Source organism: Cribrihabitans pelagius (genome assembly GCF_048820915.1).
Lineage (GTDB): Bacteria > Pseudomonadota > Alphaproteobacteria > Rhodobacterales > Rhodobacteraceae > Cribrihabitans_A > Cribrihabitans_A pelagius.
Genome location: NZ_JBMERR010000052.1, coordinates 1 through 2500, shown reverse-complemented (window position 1 = coordinate 2500; position 2500 = coordinate 1). Strand labels below are relative to the sequence as shown.

Below are 2500 nucleotides of genomic sequence, written 5' to 3'. Positions count from 1 at the left end.
TTAGGTAGAGCGTCATCCGAATACCCCGGGGGGTAGAGCACTGGATGGGTAATGGGGCCCCACAGGCTTACTGATCCTAACCAAACTCCGAATACCCGGGAGTAGTAGATGGCAGACACACGGCGGATGCTAACGTCCGTCGTGGAGAGGGAAACAACCCTGACCTCCGGCTAAGGCCCCCAATTCATGGCTAAGTGGGAAAGCAGGTGGGATGTCCAAAACAACCAGGAGGTTGGCTTAGAAGCAGCCATCCTTTAAAGATAGCGTAACAGCTCACTGGTCTAAATAAGACGTCCTGCGGCGAAGATGTAACGGGGCTCAAGCCATGAGCCGAAGCCGAGGATGCCCATAGGGCATGGTAGCAGAGCGTAGTGTGACATAGGACTTTACCTATACTGCCGCCGGTTATGCGGCGCGTGAAAACGCGCTCAAGTAGCCGAATAGGCGGTAGCGCAGGTATCAAGTCCTTTCGATGAAGCCGGGGCGTGAGCCATCCGGTGGAGAGATCACTAGCGAGAATGATGACATGAGTAGCGACAAAGAGTGTGAGAGACACTCTCGCCGAAAGTCCAAGGGTTCCTGCTTAAAGCTAATCTGAGCAGGGTAAGCCGGCCCCTAAGCCGAGGCCGAAAGGCGTAGGCGATGGGAACCAGGTTAATATTCCTGGGCCGTGGAGTGGTGACGGATTGTGAAGGTAGTTCTCCCTTATCGGATTGGGAGGGCTGCTGATCAGTCCCTGGAAATAGCCCTCCTTTCAGACCGTACCCTAAACCGACACAGGTGGACTGGTAGAGAATACCAAGGCGCTTGAGAGAACGATGTTGAAGGAACTCGGCAAAATACCTCCGTAAGTTCGCGAGAAGGAGGCCCGGGTTCAAGGCAACTTGGATCCGGGGGCACAAACCAGGGGGTGGCGACTGTTTATTAAAAACACAGGGCTCTGCGAAGCCGCAAGGCGACGTATAGGGTCTGACGCCTGCCCGGTGCCTGAAGGTTAAAAGGAGGGGTGAGAGCTCCGAATTGAAGCCCAGGTAAACGGCGGCCGTAACTATAACGGTCCTAAGGTAGCGAAATTCCTTGTCGGGTAAGTTCCGACCTGCACGAATGGCGTAACGACTTCCCCGCTGTCTCCAACATCGACTCAGCGAAATTGAATTGCCTGTCAAGATGCAGGCTTCCCGCGGTTAGACGGAAAGACCCCGTGCACCTTTACTACAGCTTCGCACTGGTATCAGGATTGTGATGTGCAGGATAGGTGGTAGGCATCGAAACCGTGACGCCAGTCGCGGTGGAGCCTCCCTTGAGATACCACCCTTCGCACTCTTGATATCTAACCGCGGTCCGTTATCCGGATCCGGGACCCTGCGTGGCGGGTAGTTTGACTGGGGCGGTCGCCTCCTAAAGAGTAACGGAGGCGCGCGAAGGTTGGCTCAGAGCGGTCGGAAATCGCTCGTTGAGTGCAATGGCAGAAGCCAGCCTGACTGCAAGACTGACAAGTCGAGCAGAGACGAAAGTCGGCCATAGTGATCCGGTGGTCCCGCGTGGAAGGGCCATCGCTCAACGGATAAAAGGTACGCCGGGGATAACAGGCTGATACTGCCCAAGAGTCCATATCGACGGCAGTGTTTGGCACCTCGATGTCGGCTCATCTCATCCTGGGGCTGGAGCAGGTCCCAAGGGTACGGCTGTTCGCCGTTTAAAGAGGTACGTGAGCTGGGTTTAGAACGTCGTGAGACAGTTCGGTCCCTATCTGCCGTGGGTGTAGGATACTTGAGAGGAGTTGCCCCTAGTACGAGAGGACCGGGGTGAACGATCCACTGGTGGACCAGTTGTTATGCCAATAGCAGTGCTGGGTAGCTATGATCGGACAGGATAACCGCTGAAGGCATCTAAGCGGGAAGCCCCCCTCAAAACAAGGTATCCCTGAGGGCCGTGGAAGACCACCACGCCGATAGGCCGGAGATGTAAGTGCAGCAATGCATTCAGTTGACCGGTACTAATCGCCCGACAGGCTTGATTTGATCCAGTAACAGACAGTGTTACAATGGATAGACCAAGAGCATACACACCAAGAAATGGCTTGGCTTGGACAAGGATTGCCTTTGAAAACAAAGGCAATCAAGTTGATTGGACATCTTCGATGAAACTTATGTCGTTGTGACATAACGGAGGTGCGGCAACGCGCATTTGCTTCGCAAATACGCTGCCTGCCGCCAAATCCACTCATCGAAGATGAGTGGATTTTTCTCGGTTTGGTGGCTACAGCACAAGTGAAACACCCGGTCCCATCCCGAACCCGGAAGTTAAGCACTGTCGCGCCGATGGTACTTGGGCTCAAGCCCTGGGAGAGTAGGTCACCGCCAAACCTAGAAAAATCCAAATCATCTCTCAAAAAAACACGATGACAAACAAAACAACCCTGCCGCGGGATGGAGCAGCCAGGTAGCTCGTCAGGCTCATAACCTGAAGGTCGCAGGTTCAAATCCTGCTCCCGCAACCA

1 tRNA gene and 2 rRNA genes (1 of these 3 cut by a window edge) are annotated in these 2500 nt (G+C 54.5%); all 3 read left to right on the top strand.

The annotated features are described in order from the left end of the window. Positions 1-2021: ribosomal RNA gene (locus tag ACOHX0_RS21700) — 23S ribosomal RNA — on the top strand (it extends 848 nt beyond the left edge of the window). Between the two features lie 230 nt (positions 2022-2251). Beyond that, positions 2252-2366: ribosomal RNA gene (rrf, locus tag ACOHX0_RS21695) — 5S ribosomal RNA — on the top strand. Between the two features lie 57 nt (positions 2367-2423). Then, a tRNA-Met gene (locus ACOHX0_RS21690) sits at positions 2424-2500 on the top strand.